General features: G+C 72.5%; 23 protein-coding genes and 1 tRNA gene. 6 read left to right on the forward strand and 18 right to left on the reverse strand.

The features are described from left to right. Nucleotides 1-115: 115 nt before the first annotated feature. From ACWDNY_RS22210 to ACWDNY_RS22220, 3 genes are all read right to left on the reverse strand, one after another. A tRNA-Met gene (locus ACWDNY_RS22210) sits at nt 116-189 on the reverse strand. Between the two features lie 155 nt (nt 190-344). Continuing rightward, nucleotides 345-2,168, reverse strand: a complete 1,824-nt coding sequence (locus ACWDNY_RS22215) for a tetratricopeptide repeat protein (RefSeq protein ID WP_451647530.1) — start codon at nt 2,166-2,168, stop codon at nt 345-347. A gap of 241 nt (nt 2,169-2,409) precedes the next feature. Beyond that, nucleotides 2,410-5,388 carry a UPF0182 family membrane protein gene (locus ACWDNY_RS22220; protein ID WP_451647559.1) on the reverse strand — a complete coding sequence of 993 codons (2,979 nt, stop codon included), beginning with the start codon at nt 5,386-5,388 and terminating at the stop codon, nt 2,410-2,412. A gap of 158 nt (nt 5,389-5,546) precedes the next feature. Here ACWDNY_RS22220 and ACWDNY_RS22225 point away from each other — a divergent pair, with 158 nt between their 5' ends. Then, the gene (locus ACWDNY_RS22225; protein WP_451647531.1) at nt 5,547-6,095 is read left to right on the forward strand and encodes a PPA1309 family protein; all 549 of its coding nucleotides are present in this window, start codon (nt 5,547-5,549) and stop codon (nt 6,093-6,095) included. A 193-nt stretch (nt 6,096-6,288) separates the two neighbouring features. Here the strand turns inward: ACWDNY_RS22225 and ACWDNY_RS22230 are convergent, their stop codons facing one another. The 4 genes from ACWDNY_RS22230 to ACWDNY_RS22245 form a co-directional block, all read right to left on the reverse strand. Then, a complete protein-coding gene (locus tag ACWDNY_RS22230) occupies nt 6,289-7,386 on the reverse strand; it encodes a YlbL family protein (RefSeq protein WP_451647532.1) in 1,098 nt (365 codons plus the stop codon). A gap of 50 nt (nt 7,387-7,436) precedes the next feature. Continuing rightward, a complete protein-coding gene (locus ACWDNY_RS22235) occupies nt 7,437-7,601 on the reverse strand; it encodes a hypothetical protein (protein WP_451647533.1) in 165 nt (54 codons plus the stop codon). Nucleotides 7,602-7,742: 141 nt separating this feature from the next. Beyond that, complete coding sequence (locus ACWDNY_RS22240) at nt 7,743-8,204, reverse strand: molybdenum cofactor biosynthesis protein MoaE (protein ID WP_451647534.1); 462 nt, start codon at nt 8,202-8,204, stop codon at nt 7,743-7,745. 51 nt (nt 8,205-8,255) lie between these two features. Continuing rightward, nucleotides 8,256-9,368: an SDR family oxidoreductase gene (locus ACWDNY_RS22245; protein WP_451647536.1), complete on the reverse strand. Its 1,113-nt coding sequence runs from the start codon at nt 9,366-9,368 to the stop codon at nt 8,256-8,258. A gap of 192 nt (nt 9,369-9,560) precedes the next feature. Between ACWDNY_RS22245 and ACWDNY_RS22250 the strand changes: the two genes are divergently transcribed. Both ACWDNY_RS22250 and ACWDNY_RS22255 read left to right on the forward strand, forming a co-directional pair. After that, entirely contained in the window at nt 9,561-11,000 is a 1,440-nt protein-coding gene (locus tag ACWDNY_RS22250; RefSeq protein ID WP_451647537.1) for a zinc-dependent metalloprotease, read from the forward strand. Next, a complete protein-coding gene (locus ACWDNY_RS22255; protein ID WP_451647538.1) occupies nt 10,997-11,512 on the forward strand; it encodes an NUDIX hydrolase in 516 nt (171 codons plus the stop codon). The genes ACWDNY_RS22250 and ACWDNY_RS22255 overlap by 4 nt, the downstream gene beginning before the upstream one ends. Before the next feature lie 84 nt (nt 11,513-11,596). On the opposite strand, the gene ACWDNY_RS22260 is transcribed toward ACWDNY_RS22255, so the two are convergent. The 4 genes from ACWDNY_RS22260 to ACWDNY_RS22275 form a co-directional block, all read right to left on the reverse strand. Continuing rightward, nucleotides 11,597-12,352: an AIM24 family protein gene (locus tag ACWDNY_RS22260; protein ID WP_451647539.1), complete on the reverse strand. Its 756-nt coding sequence runs from the start codon at nt 12,350-12,352 to the stop codon at nt 11,597-11,599. 17 nt (nt 12,353-12,369) lie between these two features. Continuing rightward, nucleotides 12,370-13,050, reverse strand: coding sequence for an AIM24 family protein (locus ACWDNY_RS22265; RefSeq protein WP_451647540.1), 681 nt, complete (start codon nt 13,048-13,050; stop codon nt 12,370-12,372). A gap of 11 nt (nt 13,051-13,061) precedes the next feature. Then, nucleotides 13,062-14,759 (reverse strand): TerD family protein, encoded by a 1,698-nt coding sequence (locus tag ACWDNY_RS22270; RefSeq protein ID WP_451647541.1) that lies wholly within the window; start codon nt 14,757-14,759, stop codon nt 13,062-13,064. A gap of 138 nt (nt 14,760-14,897) precedes the next feature. Then, entirely contained in the window at nt 14,898-15,494 is a 597-nt protein-coding gene (locus ACWDNY_RS22275) for a M48 metallopeptidase family protein (protein ID WP_451647542.1), read from the reverse strand. A gap of 234 nt (nt 15,495-15,728) precedes the next feature. On the opposite strand from ACWDNY_RS22275, the gene ACWDNY_RS22280 reads away from it, so the two are divergent. Both ACWDNY_RS22280 and ACWDNY_RS22285 read left to right on the forward strand, forming a co-directional pair. Continuing rightward, complete coding sequence (locus ACWDNY_RS22280; protein WP_451647543.1) at nt 15,729-16,943, forward strand: TOMM precursor leader peptide-binding protein; 1,215 nt, start codon at nt 15,729-15,731, stop codon at nt 16,941-16,943. After that, entirely contained in the window at nt 16,936-18,297 is a 1,362-nt protein-coding gene (locus ACWDNY_RS22285; RefSeq protein WP_451647544.1) for an ABC1 kinase family protein, read from the forward strand. Before ACWDNY_RS22280 ends, ACWDNY_RS22285 begins: the two co-directional genes overlap by 8 nt. A gap of 7 nt (nt 18,298-18,304) precedes the next feature. Here the strand turns inward: ACWDNY_RS22285 and ACWDNY_RS22290 are convergent, their stop codons facing one another. The 5 genes from ACWDNY_RS22290 to ACWDNY_RS22310 all read right to left on the reverse strand — a co-directional run bounded on the left by ACWDNY_RS22290 (nt 18,305) and on the right by ACWDNY_RS22310 (nt 22,200). Next, nucleotides 18,305-18,433, reverse strand: coding sequence for a hypothetical protein (locus tag ACWDNY_RS22290; protein ID WP_451647545.1), 129 nt, complete (start codon nt 18,431-18,433; stop codon nt 18,305-18,307). Nucleotides 18,434-18,647: 214 nt separating this feature from the next. After that, the gene (locus ACWDNY_RS22295; protein WP_451647546.1) at nt 18,648-18,971 is read right to left on the reverse strand and encodes a hypothetical protein; all 324 of its coding nucleotides are present in this window, start codon (nt 18,969-18,971) and stop codon (nt 18,648-18,650) included. Continuing rightward, on the reverse strand, nt 18,968-19,336 hold the full coding sequence (locus tag ACWDNY_RS22300) for a WhiB family transcriptional regulator (protein WP_020119791.1): 369 nt from the start codon (nt 19,334-19,336) through the stop codon (nt 18,968-18,970). Before ACWDNY_RS22300 ends, ACWDNY_RS22295 begins: the two co-directional genes overlap by 4 nt. 174 nt (nt 19,337-19,510) lie before the next feature. Beyond that, nucleotides 19,511-19,831, reverse strand: coding sequence for a hypothetical protein (locus tag ACWDNY_RS22305; RefSeq protein ID WP_451647547.1), 321 nt, complete (start codon nt 19,829-19,831; stop codon nt 19,511-19,513). Nucleotides 19,832-19,995: 164 nt separating this feature from the next. After that, complete coding sequence (locus ACWDNY_RS22310) at nt 19,996-22,200, reverse strand: ATP-dependent DNA helicase UvrD2 (RefSeq protein ID WP_451647548.1); 2,205 nt, start codon at nt 22,198-22,200, stop codon at nt 19,996-19,998. A 242-nt stretch (nt 22,201-22,442) separates the two neighbouring features. On the opposite strand from ACWDNY_RS22310, the gene ACWDNY_RS22315 reads away from it, so the two are divergent. Next, complete coding sequence (locus tag ACWDNY_RS22315) at nt 22,443-22,700, forward strand: mycoredoxin (protein ID WP_451647549.1); 258 nt, start codon at nt 22,443-22,445, stop codon at nt 22,698-22,700. Between the two features lie 83 nt (nt 22,701-22,783). Here the strand turns inward: ACWDNY_RS22315 and nudC are convergent, their stop codons facing one another. Beyond that, entirely contained in the window at nt 22,784-23,725 is a 942-nt protein-coding gene (gene nudC / locus ACWDNY_RS22320; protein ID WP_451647550.1) for an NAD(+) diphosphatase, read from the reverse strand. A gap of 154 nt (nt 23,726-23,879) precedes the next feature. Beyond that, nucleotides 23,880-25,283 (reverse strand): dipeptidase, encoded by a 1,404-nt coding sequence (locus ACWDNY_RS22325; RefSeq protein WP_451647551.1) that lies wholly within the window; start codon nt 25,281-25,283, stop codon nt 23,880-23,882. Nucleotides 25,284-25,293: the final 10 nt, after the last annotated feature.

Genomic DNA, 25,293 nt, shown 5'->3' on the forward strand with positions numbered 1-25,293 from the left:
GGCACCATCCCGGTCTCCGGGTCCTCCTACTCGTATGCGTACGCAACGCTGGGGGAGCTGATCGCCTGGGTCTGCGGCTGGTGCCTGATCCTTGACTCCGGCCTTCGGCCTTCAGTAGCGGGGACAGGATTTGAACCTGCGACCTCTGGGTTATGAGCCCAGCGAGCTACCGAGCTGCTCCACCCCGCGTCGATGAATGCAACGTTACGTCACCACCCACGGCAGAAGCAAATCCCCCCACTCGAGCCCCTCGGCCACCGCTGGACCGCCCGGCCCCGTGCCCCGTGCCCGGGGCACGGGGCGGGCGCCGCGTCACGCACTCCCGGCCGGTTCCGTGGCCGCGCTCAGGCGGACAGTTCCTCACGCAACGCGTCCCTCAGCCGCGCCGCCCGCTCCGCCACCGCCGCCGGCCCCAGCGACACGGCCCGGTCGGCCCACCGCTGCCCCTCGTCCAGCTCTCCACGCCGCGCGTAGACGAGGGCCAGCCGGAGCGCCGCCCGTCCGTGCCCGGCGCCGGCGGCCCGGGTCCACCACATCGCCGCCTCCGGCTCGCTTCCCTCGCGGGCCAGCAGCAACCCGAGGTTGAACATCCCGTTCCGGGACCCCGCCTCGGCGGCGGCCCGGTACCACCGCGCCGCCTCGACGACGTCGCCCCGCGCGGCGGCGAGCATCCCCACCCGCACCTGCGCCCGCCGGTGACCCTGGGAGGCCGCCCGCTCGTACCACTCCTCGCACTCGGTCTTCGCCGGCACGGCCGGCTCACCGAGCTCGTGCGCGGGCGCCGGGGGCCGCCGCGCGTCGAGGACGGTCGCCAGCCGGTAGGCCGCCTCCGCGCTTCCCCCGCCGGCCGCGCACCGCAGGTGCCGCTCCGCCGCCGGCTCGTCCCCTTCGCGCAGCCGGGCCATGCCCACCTGCAGTGCCGCCTCGGTGTGTCCGGCGGCCGCCGCCCGCTCGTACCACCGCAGCGCCTCGCCCTCCTCGCCCCGCCCGGCGTAGAGGATCCCCAGGTTGAACGCGGCGTCGACGCTGCCGGCCTCGGCGGCCTTGGAGAACCAGGGCTCCGCCCCGGTCGTGTCCCCGACCTGCAGCAGCAGGATCGCCAGGGCGTTCGCCGCCTCCCGGTGCCCGGCGTAGGCGGCACGCCGGTACCACTGCTCGGCCTGCGCGTTGCGCCCCTGCTCGGCGCAGAGCAGGCCGAGGTTGTAGGCGCCGTTGATGTCGCCCGCGTCCATCGCGGCCCGGTACCAGCGCTCGGCGGTCTGCGTCTCCCCGCGCTCGGCGTGCAGCGCGCCCAGCGCGTTCGCCGCGTTGCCGTCCCCGTCCTGTGCGGCCCTCAGCCACCACACGGCGGCGCTGTCGGTGTCGCCGGCGTCGCGCAGCAGGAACCCCAGCGCGCAGGCGGCCCGGGGCTCGCCGTCCTTGGCGGAGGTCAGGTACCAGCGCCCCGCCTCCTTGAGGTCGCCCCGCTTCTCCAGGATCGCCCCCAGGTGCAGCGCGGCCCTGCGGTGACCGCGCGCGGCGGCCTGCCGGTACCACTGCTCGGCCTCCTCGGCGCCGTCATCGGTCTCGCAGCCGCCGGCGGCCCGCCGGTCCAGCAGCCGGGCCAGCCGGTACGCCGCCTCCCGGTGCCCGCGCTCGGCGGCGACCCGCAGCCACTTCTCGGCCGCGCCGTCGCCGCGGTGCTCCAGCAGGTCGGCGAGCGCGTAGGCACCCAGCACATGACCCTGTTCGGCGGACTGGCGCAGCCAGTACCCGGCGGCCGGCTCGTCGCCCCGCTCACGGTGGTGCCGGCCGAGCGCGTGCGCGGCGGCGGCCGACCCGGCGACCGCGGCGATGCGCCACCAGCCGGCGGCCTCGTCGGCGTATCCGCGCTGGTGCAGCAGGACACCCAGGTTGTTGGCGGCGGCCCGGTCACCGGCCGCGGTGGCGGCACGCAGATGGGGTTCGGCTCCGTCGAGATCGCCGCGGCGCAGCAGCATGGACCCGAGGACGCTCATCGCCTCGACGTCACCGGCCTCCGCAGCGAGCCGCTGACGCACTTCCTCGGCCGCCTCGTCGGCAGCCTCACCGGCCTCGTCGCCGGTCTCGCCCACGGTCCGCTCCGGATCGGAAGCCCGCACAAATCGCCCTGTCTCGAACAGAGTTGCCTTGTCCCCCATAACGTCCATCGTCGCACCACCTGCAACCCGGGTACACCTGGTATACCGCAGCCAGTGAGGTCACTTCAGCGTTTTGTCGACATGCCCACAGAGAGACAAGTCAAACACATATCGCCCAACTCCCCACAGCGGCGCGGCGTCCGGAACGTCAAGGACATGCGTTCGCATACCACGAAGGCCCGGTTCGGATTCCCTCCGGAATCCGAACCGGGCCTTCGTCACCGCTCGCAGCGGCCGGGCACCGCGGGGGTCAGCCGCTGCGGGGAGCGCGGCCGCCCTGCGCACTCGTGCCGGCGGCCGGACTCGGACTTGAGCCGGTACCGCCCTTGCCGGCGCCCTGGCCCGCGGCCCCGTCGCCGTTCTTGCCGCCGCCCTGATCGGCCTGGGACTGCGCCGTCGCGGCCCGCTTCAGCGCCTCCTGAAGGTCCTTCTGCGCCTGGCCGTACGCCTGCCAGTCGCCCTTCTTCAGGGCGGCCTGACCGTCGTCGAACGCCTTCTGGGCGTCCTTCAGCGCCTGCTGGACCGTCGGGTTGCCCTGCGGCGGCGGGTTGCCGGCGCCCGTACCCGGTGGCTCCGTGACCGAACCCTCCGCGCCGAACACCTTGTTGAGGGCCTCGCCGAGGGTGTTCTCGAACGCGGTGTTGCCGCCGTACGTCACCAGCACCTTGCGCAGCAGCGGGTACTTGAGCCCGCCGCCGCGGACGTAGACCGGCTCGACGTAGAGCAGTCCTCCGTCGAGCGGGACGGTGAGCAGGTTGCCGTACTCGATGTCCGAGTCGCCGCCCTTCAGCAGCCTGATGGACTCCGCGATGGCCGGTTCGGAGTTGAACTGGCTCTGCACCCGCTTCGGGCCGTCGATCGTCTTCCCGGTCGGCAGCTTCAGGATGGTGAGCCGGCCGTAGTCGGCCGTCCCCGCCTCGGCGTTGACCGACATGAACGCGCTCAGGTTGTCGCGGCCGTTCGGTGTCATCGTCGTGGTCAGCGAGAAGGCCTGGGCCGACTCACCGGGCATCTTGATGCTGAGGTAGTACGGCGGCACCGCGTTGCCCGACTTGTTGGTCGGGTCGTCCGGAATCTGCCACACCTCGCTGCCGCTGAGGAACGTCTGCGCGTCCTGCACGTGGTACCGGGTCAGCAGCTCGCGCTGCACCTTGAACAGGTCCTGCGGGTAGCGCAGATGGGCCATCAGCGCCGGCGAGATGGCCTTCTTCGACTTCACCGTGCCGGGGAAGGCCTTCATCCAGGTCTTCAGCACCGGGTCCCCGGTGTCCCACTGGTAGAGCCTGACCTCGCCGGTGTAGGCGTCGACCGTGGCCTTCACCGAGTTACGGATGTAGTTGACCTGGTTCTGCTGGGCCACCACCCGCTGGTTGTTGGCTGCGGTGAGCGAGTCGGTCGTCGTGTCGCCCAGGGTGGTGCGTGAGGCGTACGGGTAGCCGTTCGTCGTCGTGTAGGCGTCGACGATCCACTGGATCCGCCCGTCGACCACCGCCGGGTAGGGGACGCCGTCGATGGTGAGCCAGGGGGCCACCGCCTCGACGCGGTCCTTGGGCGTGCGGTTGTACAGGATCCGGGAACCCTCGCCGATCGCTCCGGAGTAGAGGATCTGCGGCTCTCCGAACGCCACCGCGTACGCGGCGCGGTTGACCGGGTCGGAGAGGTCCACTCCGCTCCTGCCCCGGTAGCTGGTGGTCTTCTCACCACTGTCGTCGGAGTAGTCGATCTCCTTCTGCGGACCGCCGACGATCGAGTACTGCGTGGTCTTCTCGCCGTAGTAGACCCGCTGCTGGTAGTCGCCGAGCTCGCCCTTGGAGGGCAGGTCGTACTCGGTGAAGACCGGTCGGCCGGCGGAGTCGGCCTCGGTGCCCTTGGCCGCGACCACGCCGAAGCCGTGGGTGTAGCGGAAGTGGTCGTTGATCCAGTTGTGCTTGGGGATCCCGCTGAGGTTCAGCTCGCGCAGGCCGATCACCGTGTCCTGGACCTTGCCGTCCTTGGTCCGGTAGCGGTCGACGGCGAGGTTGGAGGGGAACCCGTAGTAGTTGCGCACCTGCTGGAGCTGCTGGAACGTCGGCGAGACGACGTTGGGGTCCATCAGCCGGACACTGCCCACGTTCGTGGCGTCGTCGCGCAGCCTGGTCAGGTCCTTGGTGGTGCTGGCGCCCGGGTAGTCGGCCACCTTGGTGTCGTCGATGCCGTAGGCCTCACGCGTCGCCGTGATGTTCTTCTCGACGTACGGGGCTTCCTTGGCCTGCTCGTTGGGCTGCACCTGGAACTTCTGGACGATCGCCGGGTACAGGCCGCCGATGAGGATCGCCGAGAGCACCATGAGGCCGAAGCCGATGACCGGCAGCTGCCAGGTGCGCCGCCACAGGGTGGCGAAGAACAGCAGGGCGCAGATGACGGCGATGCAGAACAGGATCGTCTTGGCCGGCAGGTAGGCGTTGGCGTCGACGTACCTCAGGCCGGTCCAGTTGCCGGTCGCCTTGAAGTCGCTGGACTTCACCGCCAGCCCGTAGCGGTCGAGCCAGTAGGCGACGGCCTTCAGGGCGACGAAGACACCGATCAGCACCGACAGGTGCCCCGTCGCCGCGGCCGTGGCGCGCGCTCCGGGGCTGGTCACGCGCAGCCCGCCGTACAGGTAGTGCGTGAGCGCCGCGGCGATGACGGACAGGATCGTGGCGGCGAAGCCGAAGCCGAGCAGGAAGCGGTACCACGGCAGCTCGAACGCGTAGAAGGCCACGTCGAGGTGGAACTGCGGGTCCTTGTGGTGGAAGGGCACGCCGTTGACCCACATCAGCCAGGTCCGCCACTGGCTCGACGCCGAGGCGCCGGCGACCAGCCCCACCAGCGCGGTGATCCCGAGGAGCAGCCACTTCTTGTAGGGCGAGATGCCCATCCGGTAGCGGTCGAGGTTCTGCTGCTCCGCCGACATGGCGCTCAGCGGAGGCCGCAGCCGGTGCGCCAGCCAGATGTTGACGCCCACCGCGGCCGCCATCAGCAGACCGAAGACGAAGAAGAGCCCGATCTTGGTCCACAGCGTGGTGGTGAAGACGGACGAGTACCGCACCGACCGGTACCACAGCCAGTCCGTCCAGAAGCCCGCGAACATGGTGAACGCCATGCCGAGGACGGCCAGGACGCCCAGTGTCATCAGCAGGCTCCGGACCGTCCGGGACGGGCGGCCCGCTCTCATCCGCGGCCCCGTCGGGCCTCCGCCGCGGTCCGGCATCTGGAAAGCCAAGGTGCGCACCTCGAAGTTCGCTGTTGATCCGTCAGGCCCTCGGGTTCGCGGACCCTCCGTGCGCCCCCCTGTTCGTGGGCCCACACCTATGCAACTTACTCACCGTTTACTCGGTTCCCGATTCCGGGCGGGAACGAGGCAGGATTGTGACCATGTCCAACACTCCCATGGCAGCGAACCCGCTCACCCGGGCCGTACTCGAGATCGACGAGTACGCCTCCGGCCTCGGCTGGGACCAGCCCGCTCGCCTTTTCGCCCTCGTAGACACCGCGCGGCTGCGGGTCCAGGAACCCGCTCTCGCGCAACAGCTCGGCCTGGGCGACGCACCGGAGACCACCGGTCTCACCCCGATCGAGCAGGACGAGATCCCGGCGGAGCGGCCGCTCGACGAGTTCCTCGGCACGATCGCCTGGCCCGACGCCGTGGTCGGCTGCGCGCTGACCGTCGAGCGGCTGATGCTGCCGCCGTCGGCCGAGGCGCAGGTCCCGCAGGGGCTGGACGACCGCAGACTGGCCCAGTGGGTGGCGGAACACCCCGAGCGGCAGGAGGTCCGTATGACGGTGGCGGTCCTGCGGGACGGCGCGCGCGAGTCGGCCCTGCGGCTGCGCGAGAAGGACTCCGCGACGGAGGTCCTCACCGGCCCGGACCTGGTGCCGGGACTGGCGGAGGCCCTGGCGGCGACGTTCGAGGACTGAGCCCGGCGGCCGGTGTGCACGTCCGGGGGCGCTCCCGGCGGGGGGCGCCCCCGGTGCGGTCAGCACGCCGGCGCGCCCGTCGGCCGGTGCGGCGGGGACGCGCCCACGACCGTCACCGCGCCGAACGGCCGTGTCCGCACCCGTCACCGCGCCGCGGGGACGTGCCCGCGCCCGTCACCGGGTGCCGTGGCCGTCAGCCCTTCGCCGTGCAGGTGGGCAGGTCGGCGGTCTTCCCGGAGCGGATGTCCGCCAGCGCGCCGAGGGCGTCGTGGATGGTGCCCACCTTGACGAGCCGGAGACCCGCCGGGGTGTCCTCGGCGGCGGCCGCGCAGTTCTCGGCGGGCGTCAGGAAGTACTGGGCGCCCTTGTCGCGCGCGCCGACGGTCTTCATCTCGATGCCACCGATCGGGCCGACCTTGCCCTGGTCGTCGATGGTGCCGGTGCCGGCCACGAACTTCCCGCCGGTCAGACTGCCCGGGGTGAGCTTGTCGTAGATGCCGAGCGCGAACATCAGGCCCGCGCTCGGGCCGCCGACGTCGGCGAGCTTGATGTCGATGGTGAACGGGAACGTGTGGTCCGTCCCGGCGGAGATCCCGACGATGGCCCGCTTCTGCCCGCTGTCGCGGGACTGGGCCGTCGTGATGGTGACGTCCTTCCTGGCCGTCGCCGTCCGGTGGGCCTTCTCCGCGGCGGCCTGGTCCTTGGCGGGGACGATGGTGAAGACGACGTCCTGGCCGGGCTTGCGCCTGGTCACCAGCCTGGCGACGTCTCCGGGCTGCTTCACCGCCGTCCCGTCGACGGCCTTGACGACGTCACCGGCGTGCAGCCTGCCCTCGGCCGGCGTGTTCTTGATCACCGTGGAGACGATCACCCAGGACCGCACCGGGATGCCGAGCTCCTTCAGGGCCGCGACCTTGGCGCTCTCCTGGGACTGGCTGAACTCCTCGGCGTTCTCCTGGGTCGACTGCTCCTCCGTCTTGCCGTCGGGGTAGAGCGTGTCGTGCGGGACGACCTTGCTGTCGTGCGCCAGCCACCCGTAGACGGCCTCGACCAGGTTCATCCGGTAGTCGGCGCTGGTGACCCGGACCGTGGTCATGTTGAGGTGCCCGGTCGTGGGGTAGGTCCCGCGTCCGGAGATCTGCAGCACCGGTTCGCCGTCGTGCTCGCTGAGCGTGTTGACCGTCGGTCCGGGGGACATCTCCGCGTACGGCACGGGGAGGAACACCCCCGCGCACAGGAGTGCGATCAGCATCAGGGTCGAGGCGAGCATCGTCGCGGTGCGGCGTGGCATGAGTCGACAGTACGGGACGTGCCTGTCGGAACACCGTCAGGGCCGCGGCGTCAGGTGCCGGAGTGCGAGCGCTCCATGGCCTCGCAGAAGCGGGCGTAGCCGTCCAGTTCGGGGCCGTCGCCGCGCGCCCTGCGGGTGCGGTTCGCCCAGCTGCCCCACAGACCGGCACCTATCGCGGCGATAAGCGGAATCAGCAACCAGGCAAGCGCGGCCATGCCGACCTCCCGACCCCAAAGCAACTACCCCACTGGCTGATCAGCAGATTAACCATCCGCAGTGACAACGCTCACGCCGGGGGTGCGGTTACGCAACCCGAGGTGCCGCGCCCGGATCGGGGGAACGGGCCGGGCCCGGGGTCAGCAGGCGCCGACCCATTCCTCCGTGCCGTCGGAGAACCTCTGGTGCTTCCAGATGGGCACCTCGTGCTTGATGTCGTCGATCAGCCGGCGGCAGGCCTCGAAGGCCTCGCCCCGGTGCGGGCAGGACACCGCCACGACGACGGCGAGGTCCCCGACCCGGAGGTCCCCCACCCGGTGCAGCGCCGCCAGGGCCCGCACGGGGAAGTCCGCGACCACCTTCTCGGCGATGCGCCGCATCTCGGCCTCGGCGCTCGGATGGCACGAGTAGCCGAGCTCGTCGACTTCGGCACCGCCGTCGTGGTTCCGCACGGTGCCGACGAAGAGCGCGGTGCCACCGGCGGCGTCGTCACCGACGGCCCGGAAGACCTCGTCGAGGGACAGGGGCGTCTCCCGGATCCCGATCAGCTTGACGGGGTCCGGCGCGGCCTGCTCGCCCGGGTGGTCGTTGGTGGATGCCATGCCCCCATCGTGCCGCACGCCGCCGACAGCGTGGAACAGCCGGCCCGTCCCTCAGATGCGGCGCCGCGCCTTGCGTGCGCGCCGCACCACCGCGGCGGCGCCCAGGAGGGCCACCGTCGCCCCCGCGGCCCCGGCCGCCGTGGCGTCCTTGCGGCCGAGGCGCCGCCCGGCGACGGTGTGCCTGCCGGACACCTCCTCCAGCAGCTCGGCGAGGACCTCCTCGTTGGTCCACCGCGGACGCCAGCCCGCGTCGTGCAGCCGGCTCCCGCTCACCACCCAGGGGTACATCGTGTACGCCAGGTCCCCGGCCGGAGACGGCGTGAGCCCGATGCGGTGCAGCCGCGCCGCCGCCCCGAGGGCGACCGCCGAGGGCAGCTCCATGCGGCGGATGCCGCTGAGCTCCTCGACCTCCTCCTGCTCCAGCCACCCGTCGCAGCCGACCGCGAGCTCGCCGTCGACCTTCTCCAGCACGGCGTACTCCAGCGCGCTGCACAGGTCCTCCACGTGGCAGAACTGCCACGCCGGCCGCGACCCGGCCACGACCAGCAGCCGGGGCGACTCGAAGTACCGCGTCAGAGCCGTGTCGGTGCCGCCGACCAGCAGCGCCGGCCGGACCACCGTGACGTTCAGCCCGGGATGGGCCCGGGGGGCGCGCCGCGCCAGCCGTTCGACCTCCAGCAGGTCCCCGACACCCGTCGCCTCGGCGGTCGCCCTCAGCTCCGCGTCCTCCGCCAGCGGGAGCTCGTTGTCCGGCAGCGCCCCGTACACCATGGTCGAGGTGCACAGCACCACGCGGTGCACCCCGGCCGCCGCGGCGGCGGTCAGCACGGTCTGCGTCCCCCGGACGTTGTAGGCCGTCCGCGCGGCGGGGTCGGTCTCCAGATCCAGGTCGAGCGCCAGGTGGACCACCACGTCCGCGCCGCGCAGCCGGTCCGCGATCGCCGGGTCGCGCACGTCGAGGATGTGCCACTGCGCGGCGGCGCACTCCCCGCGCCGCTCGTCGATGGCGACGACCTGCCTGATCAAGTCCGACGCGGCCAGCCTCTCGGTGAGCAGCGCGCCCACTCCGGCCGCGGCACCGGTGACCGCGACGACGGGCCCGCGCACGGCGGGAGTACTTGTGTGGTTTCGCGCTGCGCGAACCTGCGGATCTGGGGAACTCACCGGGCGTCTCCAGCGGTTGTCTTCGGTACGAGCGCGAGTGAGGCGTACGTACCAGGTGGCATCCATCCTGCCGCAGGCGATCGGTCGGCGGAGCACCGAGGCCCTGACCGTCCGTGGTGTCTACGCTGGGTGGTGTTGTCGGGCAGCCGCGCCGCCGGAGAGAACCGGTGGCCTTACCAGCCGAGGAACCCCGTGAGTGACACCCCATTCGGATTCGGCCTTCCGCCGGAGGAGCCGGAGAACGGCGACGAAGGCAAGGAGAAGGACCAGCAGAGCGGCGGTGGGCAGGGACCGGCCAACCCGTTCGGCTTCGGGCTGCCCGGTGCCGGAGGCCTTGGCGGGCCCGGCGCCGACAATCCGCTCGCAGCCATGTTCGGGTCGCTGAACCCCACCGACCTGGGCGCCGCGTTCCAGCAGCTCGGGCAGATGCTCTCCTACGAGGGCGGCCCGGTGAACTGGGACATGGCCAAGCAGATCGCCCGCCAGACCGTCTCCCAGGGCACCCCGGACGGGACGAAGGACGCCAGCGTCGGTCCCGCAGAGCGCACCGCCGTCCAGGAGGCCGTCCGGCTGGCCGACCTGTGGCTGGACGACGTCACGCCCCTGCCGTCCGGCTCCGCCGCCGCGGTGGCGTGGAGCCGCGCGGAGTGGGTCGAGGCGACCCTGCCCGCGTGGCAGGAGCTCGTCGACCCGGTCGCCGAGCGCGTCGGCATGGCGATGGGCGACGTGCTGCCGGAGGAGATGCAGGCCATGGCCGGTCCGCTGATCGGCATGATGCGCTCCATGGGCGGCGCCATGTTCGGCACGCAGATCGGGCAGGCCGTCGGCGTGCTGGCGGGCGAGGTGGTCGGCTCGACCGACATCGGCCTGCCGCTGGGCCCGGCCGGCAAGGCCGCGCTGCTCCCGGCGAACGTCGAGGCGTTCGGCAGGGATCTCGGGGTGCCGCAGGAGGAGGTGCGGCTCTACCTCGCCCTGCGGGAGGCCGCCCACCAGCGCCTGTTCGCGCACGTCCCGTGGCTGCGCTCGCATCTGTTCGGCGCGGTCGACGGCTACGCCCGAGGGATCAAGGTCGACACGGCGAAGCTGGAGGACGTGGTCGGCCAGTTCGACCCGCAGAACCCGGAGCAGCTGCAGGACGCCCTTCAGCAGGGCATGTTCCAGCCGGAGGACACGCCGGAGCAGAAGGCCGCCCTGGCCCGCCTGGAGACCGCTCTGGCTCTCGTCGAGGGCTGGGTGGACGCGGTGGTGCACGCGGCCGCCAAGCCGCGCCTGTCGTCGGCCGACGCGCTGCGGGAGACCCTGCGCCGCCGCCGTGCCTCGGGCGGCCCGGCCGAGCAGACGTTCGCGACGCTGATCGGCCTGGAGCTGCGTCCGCGCCGGCTGCGTGACGCCTCCCGCCTGTGGGCCTCGCTCACGGACGCGCGCGGGATCGACGGGCGCGACGCCCTCTGGTCGCACCCGGACATGCTGCCGACGGCCACCGACCTGGACGACCCCGACGGCTTCGTGCACCGTGAGCACCTGGACTTCTCCGAGCTGGACAGGATGCTCGGCGAGGCGGCCGACGGCTCCGCCAAGCCGGACCTGCGGAAGAAGGACGACGGCGAGACCGGGGGCGACGGCGCCGAGTGAGCCTCCACGACGACGCGGTCCTCGTCCTGAAGGGGTATGAGGACCAGCAGGAGCTGCGCCAGGACTATCTGGAGCACCTGGAGAGCCATCCGGACGGTCTGTGGAAGTCCTGTGCGGCGGGTCACATCACGGCGAGCGCCATGGTGGTCGACCCGGAGCGCGGCCGGGTGCTGCTGACTCTGCACAGGAAGATCCGCATGTGGCTGCAGATGGGCGGCCACTGCGAGCCGGTCGACGCCACGCTGGCGGCGGCGGCCCTGCGGGAGGCGACCGAGGAGTCGGGCATCACGGGACTGTCCCTGCTGCCCGGCGGCCCGGTGCGCCTGGACCGCCATCACACGCCGTGCGCCTGGCACCTGGACGTGCAGTACGCGGCGCTGGCGCCGCGCGGAGCCGTCGAGGCGATCAGCGACGAGTCGCTGGACCTGCGCTGGTACCGGTACGAGGAGGTGGCCGGCGTGGCGGACGAGTCCGTCGTCCGGCTGCTGGAGGCCACCCGGGCACGGCTCTGACCCCCTGCCGGGGGGAGAGGCGACCGCGCTCGCCTCTCCCCCCTCGGCACGTTCGTTCGTTCTTCGGGGCGCCGCCGCGGGCGGTCAGCTCCAGACGTTCCCCTGGTTGTTCCCCCGTGCGCCCTGCTGCCCCATGCCGAACTGCGCGGCGAGGCCCTGCCCGATCTGCGCGTGCTGCGGCGGCAGCAGCTCGCTGGGCTGGACGAGCGCGAACCCGCTGCCCATGAAGCTGAGTTCCCAGCCCTCCCCGGTGCTGCCGCGGCGCCGCCACACCCCGGAGGCGTGCGTCTGCGCCTGCATCTGCACGCGCAGCCCGGTGGACCAGGCGACGATGGCGTCCGCGTCGCAGTTGACGTACCGGTCGGGCGTCACCTGCATCATCAGCGGCGCGCCCGAGGTCATCAGGGCGACCTTGCCGCGGCCGGTGATGTTGAGCTGGTACTTCCCCGAGCCGGAGATGCCGTACAGGCTGTCGACGGCGATGACCTCGTGGTGCAGGGAGGAGTCCATCGCGAGGACGTAACTGCTGTCGACCGTCAGGCCGTCCGGCTCGACGTCCATGACGTGGACGTGCTGGGCGAGGTTGGCGAGGTAGACCGTGCCCTGCCCGTGGCAGCGCATGAGGTCCAGGCCCTCACCGGTGTGCGCGCGGGCGCGTGCCTGGCCGTGGCTGCGGTACTCGGCGTCGAACTCGACGAGGCCCTGGTAGGCGACCATGGTGCCCTTGCGGGCGAGGACGTCGTCGTGGCCGTCCAGGACGACGCGCAGCATCTGCTCGTTCTGCAGGCTCCAGCGGTCCTGGGTCTGGATGTCGTTGAAGGCGAAAAGCGGGCTCTGCATGGTGGTGTGGCTCCCCCTCAGCCCCGGATCCGGAGGCGGTCGGTGCTGTCCTCGCTGGGCTGGACGACGACGATCCCCTGGCCGGAGAAGGCCATCTGGTACGCCTCGCCGCTGCCCCGGCCGATCAGCGACTGCGCCTTGAAGCTGCGCTTGCCCTTCACCTTGAGGTTCGGCGACCAGGCGACGAGCGCGTCGGGGTCGACATAGGTCTCGTCCTCGCCGCCGCCGCAGTCGACGACGATCGGCTTGCCCCGGGAGGTCAGCGCGACCCAGCCCTGCCCGGAGATCTTGGTGTTCCACAGGCCCTGCCCGGCGAACTTCGCGAGTCCCTTCACCCGCTCGACGCCCCACTGCAGGCTCGCGTCGAAGGCGAGCAGGTTGGTGGCGTTGACGGAGATCGCGTCTCCGGCCAGGTTGATGACGACGACGTCGGCGCCGTAGTCGGCGAGGTAGAGCAGGCCGTCGCCGGAGCACTTCATCAGGGGCGCGCCCTCGCCGGTGATCCAGTCACGCGCCACCTGGCGCACGGCCGGCGGGTTGGGCTCGTACTGGATGAAGCCCTCGTAGGCGACCATCGACCCCACGCGGGCGAGCAGGTCGTCGCCGGTCTGCATGGCCACCTTCAGCATGTGGCTGCCGTGGTTCTCCATGCGGGCGGTGACGGGTGCGGGGGCGTGGCCCGCGAGCGGCTGGTTCATGTCGGGCTCCCTCAGACCTCGTACGGCTGGACGACGACGAAATGGCCGGGCGCGGCCCGGAACTGGAGGTTCACGCCCTCCCCGGTGTGGCCCGGGTAGGCGTTGCGGCGCATGCGCACCTGGCTGGAGACGATGACCTGCGCGGCGGCGGACCAGGCGACGACGGCGTTGGAGTCGACGAACGTCGTCGGTGTCACGGGCAGCACCACGGGGGCTCCGTGCGTCTTGACGACGATCGTCCCCGTCCCCTGGAACTGCATGGTGAACAGGGCGCCTCCGGGGATGCCGTGTCCCTCGATCCGGCGGACCTCGTACTGGAGGCTCTCGTCGAAGGCGAGGACGTTGTCCGCGGACACGCAGATCGCGTCCCCCTGGAGCTCGACCGGGTGCAGGTGGGCGGAGTCCTCCGCGAAGAACACCTGTCCCTGGCCCGTGCAGCGCATCAGCTGCATCTCCTGGCCGGTGGCGTTGCCCACCACCCGGCCGGCGAACCCGGCGCCCTTGTAGCTGAAGTCGACCTTGCCCTGGTAGAGCACCATGCTGCCCTGGCGGGCCAGCACGGGCCGGCCGTCCGTGCCGAGGTCGGCGCGCACGAGTTTGCCGTTCTGCGGCGTCCAGCGCCGACCGGTGGGCGTCTCCTTGAAGTGCTGCAGCGCCGCGGCCACACCGGCGCCCTGGGGTGCGCCCTGCGGGGCGCCGTACGGCGCGGGATGGCCCGGGACCTGGCCGAACGGCGGCTGCCCGTGGCCCGGGAGCGCGGTGGGCCCGCCGTAGCCGGGCGGCGGAGTGGGCTGCCCGTAGCCGGGCGCCCCTGCCGGAGCCGGCGGCGCCGGGGGCTGGGCGTAGCCCGGCGGCGGGGGCGGGGTCTGGCCGTAGGGCGGCGGCGGGGGCGGGCCGGGGTGTCCGGGGGCCGGGGGCGGGACGGTGCCGCCCGGCGGGGTCATGGGCGCCACGATGGTCGGCGCGGCGTGGACCGGCTGCGCGGGCGCCGGGGGCGGAGGCGCGCCGGCCCCGGCGGGCGGCGCGAAGGTGTGCGCGGTGGGCTGGGGAGCGGGGGCCGGTACGGGGGCCGGCGGTCCGGACGGCACGCCGAACGCGGGCGGGGCGGCGTTCCGGGCGGGCGGGGCGAACTCAGGGGTGCCTTCGGGCTGCGGGTCCTGCCGCGGGGCGGGGCTCTCCTCCTCCAGCACCTCGCCGCCGAAGTGCTTCAGCAGTGCCTCGAGACCGCCGTCGAAGCCCTGCCCGACGGCGGCGAACCGCCAGACGTCCTTCAGGTAGAAGTCGCCCAGCATGACGGCCCGCTCGGTGGAGAACTCCGAGCCGCTGAACGAGTAGCGGGCCACCTCCTCGCCGCCGGCCACGACGCGCAGGTACCCGGGGCCGATCTGCGACATCTGCCCGGCGCCGTCGAGGGTCGCCGTGAACGACAGCTTCTGGATCTGCGCGGGGACGCGGTCCAGCGTGACCCGGAAGGACTCCGTGTCGCCCGCCTGCGGGCCCAACTGCTGGATGGCCTCCTCCGGGGACTTCGGCTGGTTGAAGAAGACGAAGTACCGGTCGTCCGAGAGCCGCTCCTCGGCGTCGAGACCAAAGCAGCTGATGTCGAAGGTCAGTCCGGGACCGGAGATCTGCACGCCTACGTACAGATCCGTGCCCGCGGTGAGGTCACTGATCCTGGCCTTGTGGCCGCGTTGGAATTCTCTGGGCATGCGCAACGACCGTCCCCCATCCCGAGTGCGAGTGCGTCGCGCCAGGCTAACGGCAAATTCCGACACCGGATGAAGTCGGTACAGACCCGGTACACACCGCCGGTCCGGCCGTGCCGAGGGCGCCGCCGGGACGCACGGTCACTCGTCGCGCCCGCCCGGCGGATGCGGCAGCCGCCCCGCGGCGGCCACGCCCTCGAGGTAGCCCCGGGCACGCTCGGTGCGCGGGTAGGCTTCCAGGAGACGCCAGAAGTCGGGGCCGTGGCCGGGCACGAGCAGGTGCGCCAGCTCGTGCAGGAGGACGTAGTCGACGACGTAATCGGGCATCCCCTGCAGGCGATGCGAGAGGCGGATGCTGCCCTCGGCCGGGGTGCACGACCCCCAGCGGGTGTTCTGGTTGGTGACCCAGCGGACCGAGGCGGGCCTGGCCCGGCCGTCGAAGTACTGGGCCGACAGCCGCTCGGCGCGCTCGGTCAGACCGGCGTCGCCCAGCGTCCGCCTGCTCTCCTGGGCGGCCAGCTTGTCGAGCATGACGCTCACCCAGCGCTGCTCCTCCGCCTTGGACATCCGGGCGGGGATGAGCACGACGGTGCGGTCGCCCTCGCGGTACGCGGAGACCGTCCTGCGGCGGCGGGTGCTCCTGCGCACCTCGATCGCGCTGGTCGCGGCGGAGCCGGGCGGCGGACTGGTCGTGCCGCGACGGGGCGTTCCGGCGCGGTGCAGTGGGTCGGCGGACACGCCCCGACGTTACCCGCTGCACCGGGCGGAAGTCCCGGCTCCGGGTGGGTTCCGTGCCGTTCCCCCACCTGGCGTCCGATTCGTAGGACGAACATCCCCCACCTGTGGACAACTTCCGGCACCGGCCGGCCGGACCGTGCATCCTGGCAGTCGCCGGCGGAGCGTGGACCGCTCCCCCGGCACGGGACGTGGCATACGCGACCGACTCATCCATCGGGGCTACGGGGGCCTGACATGCATCCGATCGTGAAACCCGCGCTCAGGCGCGGCTGGCGCGACCTCAACACCGTCCAGTTCGGGATGACCCCGGCGCACGCCATGACGCTGGGCCCGATGGACACGGCGACGGGCAGCTTCCTGGACCTGCTGAACGGCACCCGCGGGCTTCCCCTGCTCCGCGAGGAAGGCCACCGCATGGACCTGCCCGAGGGCCATGTCGACGCTCTCGTGGAACGGCTGGCCGGCGCCGGCCTCCTCGACGACGCGCGGGGAGGCGGGGCGGCTGCCGACACCCTGCGCGCAAGGGGCGAGGTGATGGACCGGCTGCGCCCCGACCTCGCCACGCTGTCCCTCACGGCACGCGCACCGGGCGAGGCGATCGGCAGACTGGCCGCCCGCGGGGGCCTGCGCGTGCAGGTCAGGGGCGCGGGCCGGGTGGGCGCGACGGTGGCCGCCGTTCTCTCCGGTGCCGGCGTCGGCGAGGTCGACGTGCGCGACGTCGGCTGCGTCGAGCCGTGGGACGTCGCGCCGGGTGGGCTCGTCCCGGACAGCGTGGGCGAGCGCCGGGACGAGGCCGCGCGCCGTGCCGTGCGCCGGGTGGCACCGGCCCGCCCGCGGCGTCACGCACCCCGGGCCGGCCGAGAGGGGGAGGAGGCGGGGTTCTCCCTGGTGGTCCTCGCCTCGCGGGACGACGTCGCCGTGCACGCCCCCGACCCGTCGGCCACGGAGGACCTGGTGGCGTCGGGCACACCTCACCTGCACGCCGGTGTGGTGGAGGGCACCGGAGTGGTGGGTCCCCTGGTCCTGCCCGGGGAGACGGGCTGCGCCGGCTGCCTCCACCGGCACCGCGCGGACCGGGACGCGGCCTGGCCGCGCCTGGTGGCCCAGTGGCGCTCCGGCAGGCCGCGCCCCGTACCGCCCTGCGACCTGGCCCTCGCCACGACCGTCGCCGGACTGGCGGCCGGACACGCGCTCGCCTTCCTCGACGGGGAATCGCCGTCCAGCGCGGGGGCCCGCTGGGAGACGTCCGTGCCCGGAATGAACTGGCGTGCCAGGCCGTTGTGGCCTCACCCCGGGTGTCCGTGCGGATCGGCCGCGAAAGCTGAGAGGGAACACACCTCAAAAGAGGGCGCCCCACACGAGACAATGGCCGGGCAACGGCCGTCGCCGGAGCCACGCCGTCGGACAGGGACGGCACGGCTTGCTGGTAATTGGAGGGCGCATGTCTGATCTTCCGCGGAAGGCGGTCACCCGTACCGCCAAGCTCGCCGCGCTCCCGCTGGGGTTCGCCGGGCGGGCGACCTGGGGACTCGGCAAACGCATCGTCGGCGAGTCCGCGGAGATCGTCGGCCGCGAACTGCAGCAGCGCACGGCCGAGCAGCTGTTCAAGGTCCTCGGTGAGCTCAAGGGCGGGGCGATGAAGTTCGGGCAGGCCCTGTCCGTCTTCGAGTCGGCGCTGCCGGAGGAGGTGGCCGGCCCCTACCGGGCCGCGCTGACCAAGCTCCAGGAGGCGGCGCCGCCGATGCCGACGCGCACCGTGCACGCCGTCCTCGAGGAACGCGTCGGAGCGGACTGGCGGGAGCTGTTCGAGGAGTTCGAGGACAAGCCGTCCGCGGCTGCCTCGATCGGCCAGGTGCACCGGGCGGTCTGGCACGACGGCCGCGAGGTCGCCGTGAAGGTGCAGTACCCGGGCGCCGGCGAGGCCCTGCTGTCCGACCTGAACCAGCTGAGCCGCTTCGCCCGCCTGCTGGGCCCGCTGATCCCCGGCATGGATGTCAAGCCCCTGATCACCGAGCTCAAGGACCGGGTGTCGGAGGAACTGGACTACAGCCTGGAGGCGCAGGCCCAGCAACTGCACGCGGAGGAGTTCGCCGGGGACCCGGACGTCGTCGTGCCGGCCGTGGTCCACCAGAGCGAGCAGGTCCTGGTCACCGAGTGGATCGACGGCATCCCGCTGTCGGAGGTGATCGCGGACGGCACCCCGCAGCAGCGGGACCGCGCCGGCCAGCTCCTGGCCCGTTTCCTGTTCTCCGGCCCGGCCCGCACCGGCCTCCTGCACGCCGACCCGCACCCGGGCAACTTCCGCCTCCTGCCCGGGGGACCCGGCGGTGCGGACGACTGGCGCCTGGGCGTGCTGGACTTCGGCACGGTCGACCGCCTGCCCGGCGGGCTGCCGGAGCCCATCGGCCAGTCACTGCGCAGGACGCTGGACGGCGAGGCCGAGGCCGTCTACGACATGCTGCGGGCGGAGGGGTTCGTGAAGGAGTCGGTCGTGCTCGACCCCGGCGCCGTGCTCGACTACCTGCTGCCGATCATCGAGCCCGCCCGGGCGGAGGAGTTCACCTTCACGCGCGGCTGGATGCGCAGCCAGGCGGCACGCATCGCCGACCCCCGGTCCCCCGCCTACCAGCTGGCCAGGCACCTGAACCTGCCGCCCGCGTACCTGCTCATCCACCGGGTGACGCTCAGCACGATCGGCGTCCTGTGCCAGCTGGGGTCGACCGTGCGGCTGCGGCAGGAGCTGGAGGACTGGCTGCCCGGCTTCGTCGCGGACGCGGACGAGCAGTCCGCCGCCGGGGCGTGAGCGGGCCCTACCACCAGGCCGAGTCGAGGCGGCCCTCGATGGACCTGAGGTTGTCGCGGGAGCAGCGGTCGCAGAAGTAGCGGCGCACGCCGTTCTCCACGGAACAGGTCCAGGTGACACGGGGCCCTTCCGACACGGTGCCGCAGCGTGCGCACGGCGTACGTGGGGGCGGGGCGGAGCCGCCGTGCTCGTCGCCTCCGGGAAGACTCGTCACCCGGTGACGATAACTCCGCGGCGGCCGGCCGGGCCGCGACGCACCGCGGGGGCCGGTCCGTTCGGCCGGACCGGCCCCCGTGTGAGGAACTGCTTGCCTTCCCGATCGGGCGGCCACCGCGCGGCGGTGCGCCCGGTTACTGCATCACCGCGATGGCGAGGGCCCGGCGGGCGCGCATCGAGGCACGCTCGGCACGGCGTTGCATCCGGCGGGCGACCGCCAGACGCACGGCCGGGCGTTCCCGCTCGGCCTCCTGCAGCCGGGCTTCCATATGCGCACGGGCCAGGGCTTCTGGAATGAGTTGCATCTCTCGGGTCCTGTTCTGACGCGACTCGTTCGCGCCGGTGGTGGTGACGTCTTCGGTCGCGGAGCCCGCGGGCTCGCTGGCGGACGGCTTCATCGGGGCCTGCTTCTGGGGGTCGTGCGTGAGGGGACGGTCGATCGTTCCTGTGGTGTTCATGCCGTGACCGGGTTCTTCCGCGGGCGGCCGCGCGGCCGCTTCCGGGCGACGACGACACCTTGGACGAACAGCTCGCCACCCCAGACGCCCCAGGGCTCACGCCGCTCCTTCGCGCCGGCGAGGCAGGCCTCCATCAGCGGGCAGGTGCGGCAGAGGGACTTGGCGTACTCGACGTCGGCCGGCGACTCGGCGAAGAAGACCTCCGGGTCGTAGGACCGGCACGGGACGGGTACACCGAGGTTCTCGATGGCGTCGTCGAGCGCGGTGAGCGCGGTGAGCGGGATCAAGGTGGAGTCCTCCGTGAGGCCGGGCGGGGGGATCGTTTCGGAAGGCGGTACGGACGGGGCGTGCGCTTCGAGTTGCACGGGTCGTCTTCCTCGTCTGGTCGGTCCGGCCGGTTGGCCGGGTGTCGGCTTGGTACCGGGTTCTTTTCTTGTCCCGAGGCCCCTTCGCGCCGTCGTCCCCGTTCGGGGAAAACAGAAGGGCCGCGGATCCCGGGTGGGGTTCCGCGGCCCTGAAGGCGCCGGCCTGATCGGCGATCAGGCTGGATCACTCCAGGGTTCTGGCCCACGGATGGCCCACATGAGGTGGTGCTGCGTCGTCTGCTTCCGGTTTGCGGCACCGGTCGCCGCAAAGGCATAGGCCTGCGCCTGTGCCTCTACTGCTTCCAGTGCCTCGGTCGGTCGCTCGTCGCGCTCGCGGACGGGAAGGCCCGCGGGAGACACGGAGGACGCCGGACGCACGGCACGAATGCCGGACAGACCGGTGCCCTGGAACGAGGCGCCGAGCATGCACAGGGAGACGGCCGGGCGATCGGTCATTTTGGCGGTGCTGAAGAAGCTGCTCTTGATGCTGATCATGGGGCTCGCCTCCTCTCGGCGTCTCACGGACCGGTGGTGAACCGGTCGTTCGGATGTGCAAGTACAGCACGGAATCAGGGCCTCAGGAAGGCCGCTGTCCCCGTGACCAAGAACCTATGGGGATTGCCGGGGCGTGCGCAAACTATTTTTTCGACGAGTTGGCGTCAGCCTTCGTCCTCTTCCTGTCCCGGGTCCCGGCCCGCGCAGATGGCGAGAACATCGGCTCCGTGGCGCCTGAGCTTGCGCATGCCCACCCCCGGGATGCTCGCCAGTTCCCGCTCGTCGTCGGGGGTGGCCTCGGCGATCGCCATCAGCGTCTTGTCGGTGAAGACGCAGAAGGCGGGCTGTCCGCTGCGCTGGGCCTGCACCGCCCGCCATGCGCGCAGCCGCTCGTAGAGGCCCTCGTCCATCTCGGAGGGACAGTCCTCGCAGCGCATCAGTTTCATGTCACCCGCGTCGGTGAGCGTGCGGCCGCAGACCCGGCAGCGCGCCGGGGTGCGCCGGCTGCGGCGCACCACCTGAGCCGTCCCTCCCGCCGCCGCCGGGAGGCCCCGCTCGATCCCTCCGGTGCCCCCGGGGCCGGTACGGCCGACCGTGGCGGTGGAACCCGGCCGCAGCCCGTCCAGGAAGCGGCTGGGGCGGCGGCTCGCACGGCCGCCCGGTGATCGGGCCAGCGCCCAGGACAGGTGGAGCCGTTCGCGCGCGCGGGTGACACCGACGTAGAGGAGGCGGCGCTCCTCCTCGATCTGCTCGTCGGTTCTGGCATAGGTGATCGGCATCATGCCCTCGGCGACACCGACCAGGAAGACCACGTCCCACTCCAGTCCCTTGGCGGAGTGGAGGGAGGCGAGGGTGACGCCCTGGACGGTCGGGGCGTGCTGGGCGTTCGCCCGCTCGTCCAGCTCGGCCACGAGGTCGCCGAGCGTGGCGCCGGGCCGGGCGGCGGCGAAGTCCTGTGCGAGGTTGACCAGGGCGGCGAGCGACTCCCAGCGCTCCCTGACGGCTCCCGATCCGGCCGGGGGCTGCGGCGTCCAGCCCTCGCCGGACAGCACGGCGCGCACCTGGGAGGGCAGGTCGACGACGTCGTCGAGCAGGGAGTCGTTGCCGCCGAAGCGGGCGGCGCCGCGCAGGGCGATGCCGGCCTTGCGGACTTCCGGACGGTCGAAGAATCGCTCGGCGCCGCGCAGCTGGTACGGCACGCCGGCGTCCGCGAGGGCCTGCTCGTAGGTCTCGGACTGGGAGTTGGTGCGGAACAGCACCGCGATCTCACTCGCGGGCACCCCGGAGGCGATGAGGTCACGGATGCGGCGGGCGGCGCCCTCGGCCTCGGCGGGCTCGTCCGTGTACTCGGTGTAGACGGGCTCGGGTCCGGAGGGCCGCTGCGAGACGAGTTCCAGCCGGTGGTCGGCGGCGCGGCCGCGGGCCTGGGCGAGCAGCCCGTTGGCGAGGTGGACGACCTGGGGGGTGGAGCGGTAGTCACGGACCAGCCTGATCACGGTGGCACCCGGGTGGCGGGTGCGGAAGTCGAGCAGGTGGTCGGGCGTGGCTCCGGTGAACGAGTAGATCGTCTGGCTGGCGTCACCGACGACGCACAGGCTGTCGCGGCCCCCGAGCCACAGTTCCAGCAGCCGCTGCTGGAGCGGGCTGACGTCCTGGTACTCGTCGACGACGAAGTGCTGGTACTGGGCGCGGACCTGCTCGGCGATGTCCTGGCGGTCCTGCAGGACGGCGACCGTCAGCAGCAGGACGTCCTCGAAGTCGATGACCCCGCGCTCGCGCTTGAGGTCTTCGTAGGCGGAGTAGAGGTGGGAGATCTCCGCCGGATCGCGCGGGGTCTCCCGGCCCGCCTTCGCGGCGGCGGGCGGATAGTCGGCGGGGACGGTCTGGGTGACCTTGCACCACTCGATCTCGGCGGTCACGTCCCGCAGCTCGCCACGGTCCAGCCGGACGCGGCAGGCGGCGGCCGCGTCCGCGACGAGCTGGATCTTGCGGTCGACGAGCCGGGGCATGCTGCCGCCGACCGCTTTCGGCCAGAAGTACTGCAGTTGCCGCAGGGCGGCCGAGTGGAACGTGCGGGCCTGGACGCCGTGCGCGCCGAGCTGCCGGAGCCTGCCGCGCATCTCGCCGGCGGCGCGGTTGGTGAAGGTGACGGCCAGCACGCTGGAGGGCTGGAGGATCCCGGCTCGCACTCCGTAGGCGATGCGATGGGTGATCGCCCGGGTCTTGCCCGTGCCCGCGCCCGCCAGGACGCACACCGGACCGCGCAGGGCGGTGGCGACCTCGCGCTGCTCGGGGTCGAGCCCGTCGAGCACCGCGTCGGCCGAGTCCGGTACGTGCGGGAAGAGCGTGGAGTGCGTTGCTGCTGTCACACAGCCATGCTGCCAGGTCGCCCGGGACGGGTGAGCGGCTTGTCCACAGGCGGGCCCGGGCGGTCGTACCAATACGGCTGGTGGCGGCGGGGAAGGGGTAACGGCACGGACGGCGTAGGGGCCGCCGGATGCGGCGAGGGTCACGCCGGACCGCATACCCCCCGCGGGAATGCGGTCCCCGTCCCGTATGTTCGCACCGTTACGACAGACATCGCCGAGCGTTGACGAGGAGCGCGAGAGACATGCCGGGCACTGTGACGATGTACAGCACCACGTGGTGCGGCTACTGCCGCCGGCTGAAGAGCCAGCTGGACCGCGAGGGCATCGCGTACGACGAGATCAACATCGAGCAGGACCCGGACTCCGCGGCGTTCGTCGAGAAGGCGAACGGCGGCAACCAGACGGTGCCGACGGTCCGGGTGATCGCCGCCCAGGGAGGCGCCGAGGTCGTCATGACGAACCCGAGCCTCGCCCAGGTGAAGCAGGCGCTCGGCGCCTGACCCCCGCCCCCGCACGCAACCCCCGACGGCCCCGCGGCCGATCGGGGGTTGCGTGCGTCCCGGGGTCGCACGGTGTCCCCGGGTCACACGCTCCGCGTCGGCAGTGGCTTGCCGTACCAGAGTTCGATCAGGCGGGCCGCGATCGAGATGCCGTACGGCGGCAGCACCTCACCGGAGTCGAACGCGGCGGCCAGGTCGTCCCGGGAGAACCAGCGGGCCTCGTGGATCTCGTCACCGTCGACGTCGATGTCGGTGGTGGTGGCGTGCGCCATGAAACCGAGCATGAGGCTGGAGGGGAACGGCCAGGGCTGGCTGGCGACGTACTCGACCTGGCCGACGGCGACGCCGACCTCCTCGTGGACCTCCCGGCGCACCGCCTGCTCGATGGACTCCCCCGGTTCGACGAAGCCGGCGAGCGTGGAGAATCGGCCCTCCGGCCAGTGGACCTGGCGGCCGAGGAGAATGCGGTCCTCGTCGTCGGTGACCGCCATGATCACGGCCGGGTCGGTGCGCGGGTAGTGCTCCGCGCCGCAGGCCGGGCAGCGCCGGATGTGGCCGGCCGCCGCGATCACGGTGCGCTCGCCGCAGCGGGAGCAGAAGCGGTGCAGGCGCTGCCAGTTCTCCAGCGCCACCGCGTGCACCATCAGGCCGGCGTCCCGGGGCGACAGCAGCAGGCCGGCCTCGCGCAGCCCCGCCGGACGGGCGGACTGGTCCATGCGGCCGGGCAGCGAGTCCTTCTGCAGGGCGAAGTAGCTCACGCCGTCCGCGTCCGTGCCCAGGAAGTAGCGGTGCGCCTCGGTCAGGGGGGCTTCGAAGGACGGCGTCATGACGAGTTCGGTGCGCCCGTCGGGCGTCTCGTCGAGGAGGACCTGACCGCCGGAGACCACGAAGCAGCGGGTCGTGGGGTGGCTCCACGCCGCGGCGAGCCAGGCCTCGTCGAGCCGGTGGTGGGCGGCGCGGTCGATGCCGCTCGGCGCGGTCAGCGAGACGGGTAGATCGGCGTTGTGGTCGGTCCAGGTGGTCACGAGTGCTTCCAACTCCCCCGGTGCAGCGGTGGTTTCGGCGGCGGTTCAGTGGGACGTACGGCGGGAGGCGACCACGTCCGGCGGGGTCCGGCGGTACGGGACGGCCTGTCCAGTGTGCCTCCCGCGGCACACCGGTCCGGACGGTGCCCGCACGTCACGGCGCATGGCGGCAGTGCTCCGCGAGGTCGCCCCACAGATAGGCGCTGGCCTCGGCGCCCTTGAGGAGGAGGGCGAGCTCCACCTTCTCGTCGGGGGCGTGCCAGCCGTCGGACGGGACGGAGATGCCCAGGAAGAGCACGGGGGCACCGAGGACTTCCTGCAGGTCGGCGGCGGGTCCGGAGCCGCCCTCGCGCGTGAAGCGGACCGGCTGCTCGAAGGCGCGGCCCATGGCGCGGACCACGGACTGCAGGGCCGGGTGGTCCAGCGGCGTCAGGCACGGGCGCGTCGCCGAGCCGAACACGATGTCGTGCCGGATGCCGGCGGGCAGCTGTTCGGCGGCCCAGGCGCGGACGGCCTTCTCGATGTGCTCCGGGTCCTGGCCGGCGACCAGGCGGAACGACAGCTTCACCATCGCGGTGGAGGGGACGACCGTCTTGCTGCCGGGACCCTGGTAGCCGCCGCCGATGCCGTTGACCTCGGCGGTGGGGCGGGCCCAGACGCGTTCCAGGGTGGTGTACCCGTTCTCGCCGTGGGTGGCGTGCGACCTGGCGGCGCGCAGCCACTGCTGTTCGTCGAAGGGCAGCTCGGCGAAGAGCTCGCGTTCGCGGTCGGTGAGTTCCACCACACCGTCGTAGAAGCCGGGGACCGCCACGCGCGCGTTCTCGTCGTGCAGGGCGGCGACGAGCCGGGCGGCGGCGGTCGCCGGGTTGGGCACGGCGCCGCCGAAGGAGCCGGAGTGGATGTCCTGGTCGGGGCCGTGCAGCCGGATCTCGCACTCGGCGAGGCCGCGCATCCCGGTGCACACCGTGGGGGTGTCCTCGGACCACATGCCGGTGTCGGAGACGATCACCGCGTCGGCGGCCAGGCGCTCCGCCCGGCTCTCGACGAGGGCGCGGAAGTGCGGTGAGCCGGATTCCTCCTCGCCTTCGATCAGCAGCTTCAGGTGCACGGCCGGGCAGGTGCGGCCGGTGGCGGCGAGGTGCGCGCGGACGCCGAGTGTGTGCAGGAACACCTGGCCCTTGTCGTCGGCCGCCCCCCGCGCGTACAGGCGCCCGTCGCGGACCACCGGCTCGAACGGCTCGGTGTGCCAGCCGTCCTCCCGGGCGGCGGGCTGCACGTCGTGGTGGCCGTAGACCAGGACCGTGGGGGCGTGCGGGTCGTCGGAGGGCCACTCGGCGAAGACCGCCGGGGCGCCCGGCGTCTGCCAGACCTCGGCGGTCGGGAAGCCGGTCTCCTTCAGTTCGGCCGCGAGCCAGTCGGCGCTGCGCCGTACGTCGTGCCCGTGGTCGGGCTGCGCCGACACCGAGGGGATGCGCAGCCACTCGGAGAGGTCGTCGAGGAAGGCGGCACGGTGCTGCTCGATGTACGCGCGGACGGCGCTGTCCGGGGTCTGGCTCATACTCCCGAGC

The sequence above is a fragment of the Streptomyces sp. NPDC003697 genome, assembly GCF_053587115.1.

What these genes read in the sequence shown, in the direction of transcription:
- ACWDNY_RS22315 (WP_451647549.1), top strand. Translation starts at nt 22,443, where the DNA reads ATGCCGGGCACTGTGACGATGTACAGCACCACGTGGTGCGGCTACTGC.
- ACWDNY_RS22220 (WP_451647559.1), bottom strand. Translation starts at nt 5,388, where the DNA reads ATGCCGGACCGCGGCGGAGGCCCGACGGGGCCGCGGATGAGAGCGGGC.
- ACWDNY_RS22240 (WP_451647534.1), bottom strand. Translation starts at nt 8,204, where the DNA reads ATGGCATCCACCAACGACCACCCGGGCGAGCAGGCCGCGCCGGACCCC.
- ACWDNY_RS22215 (WP_451647530.1), bottom strand. Translation starts at nt 2,168, where the DNA reads ATGGACGTTATGGGGGACAAGGCAACTCTGTTCGAGACAGGGCGATTT.
- ACWDNY_RS22230 (WP_451647532.1), bottom strand. Translation starts at nt 7,386, where the DNA reads ATGCCACGCCGCACCGCGACGATGCTCGCCTCGACCCTGATGCTGATC.
- ACWDNY_RS22305 (WP_451647547.1), bottom strand. Translation starts at nt 19,831, where the DNA reads ATGATCAGCATCAAGAGCAGCTTCTTCAGCACCGCCAAAATGACCGAT.
- ACWDNY_RS22285 (WP_451647544.1), top strand. Translation starts at nt 16,936, where the DNA reads ATGTCTGATCTTCCGCGGAAGGCGGTCACCCGTACCGCCAAGCTCGCC.
- ACWDNY_RS22260 (WP_451647539.1), bottom strand. Translation starts at nt 12,352, where the DNA reads ATGCAGAGCCCGCTTTTCGCCTTCAACGACATCCAGACCCAGGACCGC.
- ACWDNY_RS22265 (WP_451647540.1), bottom strand. Translation starts at nt 13,050, where the DNA reads ATGAACCAGCCGCTCGCGGGCCACGCCCCCGCACCCGTCACCGCCCGC.
- ACWDNY_RS22235 (WP_451647533.1), bottom strand. Translation starts at nt 7,601, where the DNA reads ATGGCCGCGCTTGCCTGGTTGCTGATTCCGCTTATCGCCGCGATAGGT.
- ACWDNY_RS22295 (WP_451647546.1), bottom strand. Translation starts at nt 18,971, where the DNA reads ATGAACACCACAGGAACGATCGACCGTCCCCTCACGCACGACCCCCAG.
- ACWDNY_RS22280 (WP_451647543.1), top strand. Translation starts at nt 15,729, where the DNA reads ATGCATCCGATCGTGAAACCCGCGCTCAGGCGCGGCTGGCGCGACCTC.
- ACWDNY_RS22325 (WP_451647551.1), bottom strand. Translation starts at nt 25,283, where the DNA reads ATGAGCCAGACCCCGGACAGCGCCGTCCGCGCGTACATCGAGCAGCAC.
- ACWDNY_RS22270 (WP_451647541.1), bottom strand. Translation starts at nt 14,759, where the DNA reads ATGCCCAGAGAATTCCAACGCGGCCACAAGGCCAGGATCAGTGACCTC.